This window comes from Aphanizomenon sp. UHCC 0183 (genome assembly GCF_009712065.1).
Lineage (GTDB): Bacteria > Cyanobacteriota > Cyanobacteriia > Cyanobacteriales > Nostocaceae > Dolichospermum > Dolichospermum heterosporum.
In genome coordinates this window covers 22,866-28,865 of record NZ_VILC01000054.1, presented here as the reverse complement: position 1 = coordinate 28,865, position 6,000 = coordinate 22,866, and the positions used below count along the sequence as shown (strand labels likewise).

Here is a 6,000-nt window from a genome sequence, read left to right as displayed (position 1 = left end):
AAACTGTACACAGTGCATTATCCTTCATCTTGTTAAAAATGAACAGTAATTCATCTATGTCGGTAGAGCCAAAACAAGAACTCTTGTTTTTGTCATCAGAGATGGGAAACAGGAATATATTGCCAGAAAAAAGCCAATTTGGCGATAAAACTCCAAATAATTGTCAGGATTTTTGGCAATTATGGGACCTACATCAAGGTTATCTTTACAACTGTTGTTTAAAATGGCTCGACGATAATTACCATGATACAGAAGATGTAGTCAATCAGGTAATGCTTAAAGCTTGGGGTCAATGGACACAATCTACAAATGACATTGAACATCCTAAATCGTGGTTATCTCAAATTACTTATAACTATTGCATTGATGTCTATCGAAAACGTCAACGAGAAGTTACAAAAATTGATAATATTGACGACATTCAATTTGCAGATCATCCAATACTTACTTCTAATTTACAACCTCCTGAATCCTGGCTTTTAAATCTGGAAATGGCGGCATATCTCAAGTATAAAATTGCATCTTTACCTGATAGATTGCGCTATCCTTTGATTTTACATTGTTGTCAAAACAAATCCTATCCAAATATCGCTAAACAACTCACCATTTCTGAGGATAACGTTCGTAAACGTATTCAAGAAGCGCGAAAGATTCTAAAACAGCATTTAAAGAAGTATATTGCGGGGGAAGATAACACTGCTTTTGATTCCCTTTCACCATTAAACACCGTGATTCCAATAGTAGAAGAATTAGAATCTGAGCAAATATGGAATCATGATGAGGAATCATCAATACCCACAAAAACTCAACAGCAAGAAATTAACTATAAAGTAACTTTAATATGTCTGGAAGCCTTTACCGCATCATTGGTACAATTCACAGATTCATCTGGTATAAAGATGAATACTCAGTTATTTATAGAGGAAAAATCAGCCAGACAACAGCAGAAAATTATCACTTTAAACAAGTACATTGAAAAATATCCTCAAGGATGGAAAAAAAGATTAGAATTAGCTGATTTGCTTTACGAAATAGGAAAATGGTCACAAGCCATTATCGAATATAATCAAGTAATTGAACGACAACCTCAACCACTTGATGTCCATCTAAAATTCGGGAAAATATTGCAGTTAATGGGACAAAAAAAAGAGGCTTTACAAGTATATGATACAGCCCTATTTTTGTCTGAAAATCCAGGAAGTCAGTATCATATAAAAGGATTGATTGCAGTTTGCGAAGGTGACAATGAAAAAGCTCTCACAGCCTTTAATTTAGCGGCTAGTTTAGAACCTGATCAAGTATTTCACCGACTGGCTTTGTCACAGGTATATCAAAATGTAGAAAATCCCCTGGGTATTCTCCGCAGCCTAGAGCCGGTTTTAGCAATCAATCCAGATGATGTTATGTCCCTGATTTACAGCTATGATGCCCTGATGGTGGTGGGGGATATACAAACAGCAAAAGAGAGGTTTAACAGCCTTATAGCCCTAGCTGGTGATGATTTTCGGGTAATACAACGACAAATTGATCAACGTTTGCTGGCGAGAATGGTATCCGGTGAAGAGGGGAAAATCACTAAAAAAATGATTACCTCCTTACTAGGAACAGTTCCCCATAGTGTTGAAGTCCATAAATTCTTGGCCTACTATCACATTCTACGAGGGGATTGGGCGCAAGGGGTGGAGGTATTAGCCAAATTTACCACAGAATCCCCCAATTATCCCTATGGTTGGTATTATTATGGGCTGAGTTTATTCCACACAGGGAAATACCAGCAAGGGGCGGAAATGATGGAGAAAGCTTATTATCTGTATCCCCATGACCGGAAAATTTATCAGGGTTTGTGTGAAATTTTACCCTTTGCACCTCATCCAGAGAAGAGTAAAACGATTCTTGCTTCCATAGTGGAGGAGATGTTAACGCGCTTTCCTGAATGCTGGAGTATGTGGACGACTGCGGGGCGGGTATTGGTGGAATATTTTCCAGACATTGAACGGGGTTGTCAGGTTTCCCAACAGGGGACAAAACTACAACCCCAGTTAGCTGATGCTTGGTTACGTCATGGCCAGGTGTTGATTTTGGCTTGTAAACATCGGGAAGCCGTGGAAGCCTTAAAAAAAGCATGGGAGCTTTTACCGGATGGCGGTTATTTGCAATCCGTACCAGCGGCGTTCTGGTTGGGGGAGAGTTATCGAGTTTTGAAGAATGCTAAGGCTAGTAAACGGTGGTGGGAGGTAGCTGCTCAAGGATGTCAGGAGTTGAGGTTATTGAACCCAGCCATGGCTGATTACTGGTTAGGGAGGGTAACAGGCTTGGGGGATAAGTCGGGGGCTAAACGGGCTTATAAAGGGGCTTTGAGTCAGCAGTTGTTGTATCCCGTGCGTGGGGAGGTGGAGAGAATTTTGGAGAAGGTTAAAAGGTAAGAGGGGTAAGGGTTATGGCGATTTGTGGTGGTTTTTTGGGGGGGGAATTTGCCGGTAACTCGAAAAATTCACAAATGGGGGGGGTAAAACGTCTAAAAAGTGTGGGAAGAAAAACCACATCTTCAGTTAGTCTAGAAGGTAAGCAAATGTTAAAAAATTTCAAGACCCTAATTTCTGCAACATTGACAATTGTTTTTGCTCTTGGTGTTTTCTTCACTGTTGGAGTTAACAATGCTAAAGCTATTTCCCTGCAAGGAGATAATGGTCAATACTTGAGTCGAATCAGAAGAGGTGTAATTGACGCAATTGAAGTTGCTAAACCAAACCTTGATCCTCCTTATACTAGCTTTGATCTGGTCAAACTGCCAGACGGAAAAGTAGCTTTGAAAGCAGATAATGGTCAATACTTGAGTCGAATCAGAAGAGGTCGTATTGACTCAATTGAAGCTGCTAAACCAAACCTTGATCCTCCTTATACTAGCTTTGATCTGGTCAACCTGCCAAACGGCAAAGTGGCTTTCAAAGCAGATAACGGCCTATATTTGAGTCGAATCACAAGAGGTCGTATTGACCCAGTTGAACCTGCTAAAACTGATATTGACGTTTTTTCTCAATTCACACTAGTTCCCTAATGTTATAATGTTATAACTGGGCTGGATTTTTGTTTAAGTGCGATCGCCTGATCTTGTAGGGTGCGTTAATGAAATGTAACGCACCTTATGTATGTTTATTTACTGATTTTCGGTGCGTTACGCTGTCGCTAACGCACCCTACGTTTTTTGTCGTGGTTGATAGGTGCGATCGCTTGTTTCCTCACAAATCAATCAACTTAATTTAGTGCGATCGCCTGATCTTGTAGGGTGCGTTAATGAAATGTAACGCACCTTATGTATGTTTATTTACTGATTTTCGGTGGGTTACGCTGTTGCTAACCCACCCTACGTTTTTTGCCATGGTTGATAGCCTTTCCCTTGTTTCCTCACCAATCAATCAACCTAATATTGTAATATTACTTACTCCAATCTCGAATTTCTAAGTTTTCTATTTTTCCAAAATCTCTGATATTATTTGTGATAATAATCAAATCGTTAGCTATGGCAATTCCTGCTATCAGAATATCAATATCATCAATTGGCGTTCCTTTATTTCTTAAATTGGCATAAATATCAGCAGAAATTGTGGCAGAGCTTGTACTTAGAGGTAAAACCGTATTGTATGAAACAAATTCCTGAAAAGAGGTGAGTTGTTTTTGCGCGTCACGATGTTTTAACCCACTGACAATTTCATAATAAGTGATAATGCTAGTGTTAATTTTGTCATGGTCGTTAAGATAGGCTTGAAAACGCTCAACAACCAGACTGTGATTACGGAAGAAAAACGATAAGATATTAGTATCAATCAAGGCTGGCTTCATCACTTCTTCTCCCTAAAAATGCTTGCTGTCGGCGTGTATTTATTTCTGCATTAAAATCAGCAAACATTTCATCTGACATATTATGCCAACAACCAGCAAACTGCATAGTTGGGTTGGGGGAAACTTGAGAAATTTCTACACCTAATCGAAAATAATGAATAAAGTGATATAATTCTGCCAATTTATCTTCTGGGAAAAGATTTATTTCTGTAATAACTTTTGTGCGTAGGTTTGAAGAATCCATAGCAAATTAATGTAACTTAATCAAGCAATAAGTTAATTCTATAGCAATATCAAATGTCATCACGAGACACGCGGGAAGTCAAGAAGATCATCTTGCAAAATTTTGATGAAATAGTAGATGAATGGCAAACATTCAGAAATTGGCAAAATGGATAAGCAATACAACATATCAAATATTGACTTTAATGGAGAGTTGATGATTCTATCAGTAGATGGAAAAACTTATCAAATCCCAATTATTCAAGCATCTAAGCGACTTGCTCAAGCAACAGATATGGAGCGCAAAATGTATCGTATTTCGACCTCTGGTTATGGTATTCATTGGTACGCCATTGATGAAGATTTGACAACTAAAGGACTAATCAAACTAGCAGAGATCGCCAAGACAGCTTAAAGTGCGATAGTGAAGCACTGCTGCAAGCAGATCGACCCTCATCCTGAATCTATGAAATCAAGGGTGGGATTTGTTCTAACGAAACTAAACCATTCTCTTCAAAATCAATCTCCAGATGATATCCTGCCATCAAAGCCGTTCCCAATAAAGGTTTAAAACCAGATGCTAAAATAGGAACTACTTTTTCTCGATTGTCCCAAACAATTGTTGCTAAATGTATAGATAACAACGTCTCCCTACCATCGGCTAATCTAGCAAGGGTAGTGGAATATAACGGCAGATTCATCGCGCTGACGGCTTGTGGTGGTAAGGTAAGATGGTCGTTGAATCCAGTATCAATAATAAAATTAATAGAAAAATCTCGTTGTGTCGGTAAACGGAAAATTACTGGCACAATCGCTTTGCTATCAATCAATCTTCCGTAAATCATTTGACAGTACGCTCAATCGCTCCCCCAAAGCTGACAGCAACATCATAACCAATCCGCATCGTAAATAATCTGGCATTTGGTTTCTTTTGCTTTAACTTTAGTGCAGTTTCTACACCAGTTTTATCAATTCCGTATTCTCCGGTTTCCGCATCAATTACAATCATTTTGCCAATGTGATCATCACATTCCACTTGTTGACGAATGCCATTTTCGTAAAATTGTTTAGCCCTTTCGGCAACTTCTTCTAGGGTCCAAAAAATAGCCTGCATGATCATTACACCTCCTTTATGCTGTTTAATTATTTTAGCTGAATTTTAACCTGTATAGTGATAGGACTTAAGCCTGCTTTGCAAGACACGTTGGTGTTCGGCTATGATTTGTCAGTGTGATAGCGAAGCGCTCCGCAGGAATCTGAGTTTTTTAGTCGGAAGTTTATTCAAAGAATAATTGGCGAATATGACCTAAAATTACTAATTTTTAACCCAGACCAAGAGGAGATTGTGATATGGAGAGACTAAATTACAAAGAAATAGTCCAAACAATTCTGGAAGGTCACGCAAGAAATCGCCCAAATAATCAAACAGAAGTCAAATTGATATTTGATACAGAGCGCGATCATTATCAAGTTATCAATATTGGTTGGCAAGAACTAACGCGAATATTTGGTTGTATTATTTACGTAGAAATTAAAGATGGCAAAATTTGGATTGAACGCGATGGCACAGAAATCGGAGTAGCTAATGAATTAGTAGAAGCTGGAGTTCCTAAACAAGATATAGTTTTGGGTTTTAAAGCTCCATACAAACGGAAATTTACCGAGTTTGCTATTAGTTGAAGCATATAGAATTCCGGTCAAATACGGTAGTTAGGGAAGGAATCTACAGATGGAGTATGGGATGGCGATCGCATTTTGGGGATTTGGGAAGTGCATAGGTGTAGCTCATGGTAGGCGATCGCAGATTTTGTGGTGCGTTATCAGAAGGTACAGCACCCTCCAAACTATAATTATAGATGTAGTAGATAAAGTATAATTCTGCTAATTTATCTTCTGGGAAAAGATTTATTTCTGTAATAACTTTTGTGCGTAGGTTTAAAG

9 protein-coding genes are annotated in these 6,000 nt (G+C 38.5%); 5 read left to right on the top strand and 4 right to left on the bottom strand.

Annotation, left to right across the window (positions count from 1 at the left end):
- Window positions 1-2,423, top strand: a 2,423-nt coding sequence (locus tag FJR37_RS17390) for a sigma-70 family RNA polymerase sigma factor (protein WP_217355314.1), incomplete at its 5' end; no start/stop codon positions are given.
- Window positions 2,424-2,569: 146 nt separating this feature from the next.
- Window positions 2,570-3,055 carry a hypothetical protein gene (locus FJR37_RS17385; protein WP_168466643.1) on the top strand — a complete coding sequence of 162 codons (486 nt, stop codon included), beginning with the start codon at window positions 2,570-2,572 and terminating at the stop codon, window positions 3,053-3,055.
- Window positions 3,056-3,432: 377 nt separating this feature from the next.
- On the opposite strand, the gene FJR37_RS17380 is transcribed toward FJR37_RS17385, so the two are convergent.
- Both FJR37_RS17380 and FJR37_RS17375 read right to left on the bottom strand, forming a co-directional pair.
- The gene (locus tag FJR37_RS17380) at window positions 3,433-3,837 is read right to left on the bottom strand and encodes a type II toxin-antitoxin system VapC family toxin (RefSeq protein WP_168466642.1); all 405 of its coding nucleotides are present in this window, start codon (window positions 3,835-3,837) and stop codon (window positions 3,433-3,435) included.
- Window positions 3,818-4,081: a hypothetical protein gene (locus FJR37_RS17375; RefSeq protein WP_039200648.1), complete on the bottom strand. Its 264-nt coding sequence runs from the start codon at window positions 4,079-4,081 to the stop codon at window positions 3,818-3,820. The genes FJR37_RS17380 and FJR37_RS17375 overlap by 20 nt, the downstream gene beginning before the upstream one ends.
- 117 nt (window positions 4,082-4,198) lie before the next feature.
- On the opposite strand from FJR37_RS17375, the gene FJR37_RS17370 reads away from it, so the two are divergent.
- On the top strand, window positions 4,199-4,474 hold the full coding sequence (locus FJR37_RS17370; protein WP_217355313.1) for a DUF2442 domain-containing protein: 276 nt from the start codon (window positions 4,199-4,201) through the stop codon (window positions 4,472-4,474).
- A 49-nt stretch (window positions 4,475-4,523) separates the two neighbouring features.
- Here the strand turns inward: FJR37_RS17370 and FJR37_RS17365 are convergent, their stop codons facing one another.
- Both FJR37_RS17365 and FJR37_RS17360 read right to left on the bottom strand, forming a co-directional pair.
- Complete coding sequence (locus FJR37_RS17365) at window positions 4,524-4,904, bottom strand: clan AA aspartic protease (RefSeq protein ID WP_053539946.1); 381 nt, start codon at window positions 4,902-4,904, stop codon at window positions 4,524-4,526.
- Entirely contained in the window at window positions 4,901-5,173 is a 273-nt protein-coding gene (locus tag FJR37_RS17360) for a hypothetical protein (protein WP_039200650.1), read from the bottom strand. The genes FJR37_RS17365 and FJR37_RS17360 overlap by 4 nt, the downstream gene beginning before the upstream one ends.
- A gap of 236 nt (window positions 5,174-5,409) precedes the next feature.
- Between FJR37_RS17360 and FJR37_RS17355 the strand changes: the two genes are divergently transcribed.
- Together FJR37_RS17355 and FJR37_RS17350 are read left to right on the top strand one after the other, a co-directional pair.
- Window positions 5,410-5,739 (top strand): XisI protein, encoded by a 330-nt coding sequence (locus FJR37_RS17355; protein ID WP_039200651.1) that lies wholly within the window; start codon window positions 5,410-5,412, stop codon window positions 5,737-5,739.
- Window positions 5,740-5,788: 49 nt separating this feature from the next.
- On the top strand, window positions 5,789-5,935 hold the full coding sequence (locus FJR37_RS17350) for a hypothetical protein (protein WP_168466641.1): 147 nt from the start codon (window positions 5,789-5,791) through the stop codon (window positions 5,933-5,935).
- Window positions 5,936-6,000 lie beyond the last annotated feature (65 nt).

Coding starts and splice junctions, on each gene's coding strand:
- FJR37_RS17355 (WP_039200651.1), top strand. CDS start 5,410: ATGGAGAGACTAAATTACAAAGAAATAGTCCAAACAATTCTGGAAGGT.
- FJR37_RS17365 (WP_053539946.1), bottom strand. CDS start 4,904: ATGATTTACGGAAGATTGATTGATAGCAAAGCGATTGTGCCAGTAATT.
- FJR37_RS17385 (WP_168466643.1), top strand. CDS start 2,570: ATGTTAAAAAATTTCAAGACCCTAATTTCTGCAACATTGACAATTGTT.
- FJR37_RS17350 (WP_168466641.1), top strand. CDS start 5,789: ATGGAGTATGGGATGGCGATCGCATTTTGGGGATTTGGGAAGTGCATA.
- FJR37_RS17380 (WP_168466642.1), bottom strand. CDS start 3,837: ATGAAGCCAGCCTTGATTGATACTAATATCTTATCGTTTTTCTTCCGT.
- FJR37_RS17375 (WP_039200648.1), bottom strand. CDS start 4,081: ATGGATTCTTCAAACCTACGCACAAAAGTTATTACAGAAATAAATCTT.
- FJR37_RS17370 (WP_217355313.1), top strand. CDS start 4,199: ATGAATGGCAAACATTCAGAAATTGGCAAAATGGATAAGCAATACAAC.
- FJR37_RS17360 (WP_039200650.1), bottom strand. CDS start 5,173: ATGCAGGCTATTTTTTGGACCCTAGAAGAAGTTGCCGAAAGGGCTAAA.